1 protein-coding gene and 1 pseudogene are annotated in these 1,017 nt (G+C 52.0%); both read right to left on the bottom strand.

Annotation, left to right across the window (positions count from 1 at the left end):
* Positions 1-256, bottom strand: a pseudogene (locus CWM66_RS27885) (flagellin FliC); the annotation flags it as partial.
* A gap of 198 nt (positions 257-454) precedes the next feature.
* On the bottom strand, positions 455-1,017 hold a 563-nt coding region (locus CWM66_RS27880; protein WP_255416494.1), incomplete at its 5' end, for a flagellin.

The raw sequence follows: 1,017 nt of genomic DNA, 5'->3' as shown, positions 1-1,017 counted from the left end.
TGTTGATTTCGCTCAACGCGCCTTCAGCCGTCTGCGACAGGGAGATACCGTCGTTGGCGTTACGGGCAGCAACGGTCAGACCGTTGATGTTGGAAGTAAAGCGGTTAGCAATCGCCTGGCCAGCAGCATCGTCTTTCGCGCTGTTGATACGCAAGCCGGAAGAGAGACGCTCGATCGCAGTACCCAGAGAAGCCTGAGATTTGGTCAGGTTATTCTGAGTAGTCAGCGACAGGGTGTTAGTATTAATAACAGCCATGATAGTTATCCTTCATTGAGAAATTTATTTTCCGGCATGGGCCAGCGGCTTCATCACCGTCTAAATTGTTATCGACGCTGTCGCCGAACTCTTTAATGCTTTTTATCTTTTTTATGTAATTTTCGTCGGCAAAAAAAACGATATATAAAATAAAAAAGCGCCGACAAGCGGCGCCCTTCTTTATTACTAATTTTGCGATTAACGCAGCAGGGACAGCATGGTCTGCGGAACCTGGTTGGCCTGAGCCAGTACGGAAGAACCGGCCTGCTGCAGGATCTGCGCGCGGGACATGTTCGATACTTCGGTCGCGTAATCGGAGTCCTGAATACGGCTACGAGCAGACGTCAGGTTGCTCACGGTGTTGTTCAGGTTGGTGATGGTGGATTCGAAACGGTTCTGGGACGCACCCAGCAGGCTGCGCTGTGAGTCAACCGCTTTGATTGCCGCATCGATATCTGCCAGCGGGCTACCGTCAACAGTACCACCGGAGCTTACAGTACCGCTCAGTACGTCGAAACCTTCAGCCGCAGTCGCACGTGCAGTACCGTTGATGGTCTGACCGGTGGTCTGGAAGGTTGCGCCAGTGGCGTTGTACAGGTTGTAGGAATCCGAAGAATCCAGGCTGATGGAGATGGTTTCGCCGTCTTTTGCGCCAACCTGGAAGTTGTAGCTGCTGGTACCGGAACCGGTGTTCAGCACTTTGATGCCGTTGAAGTCGGTCTGGGTGGTAACGCGGTTAACTTCTTCCATACGCTGGTTAA

This window comes from Kosakonia sp. H7A, from assembly GCF_003028445.1.
Classification (GTDB): Bacteria; Pseudomonadota; Gammaproteobacteria; order Enterobacterales; family Enterobacteriaceae; genus Kosakonia; species Kosakonia radicincitans.
This window is presented reverse-complemented; position numbering and strand designations above follow the sequence as displayed.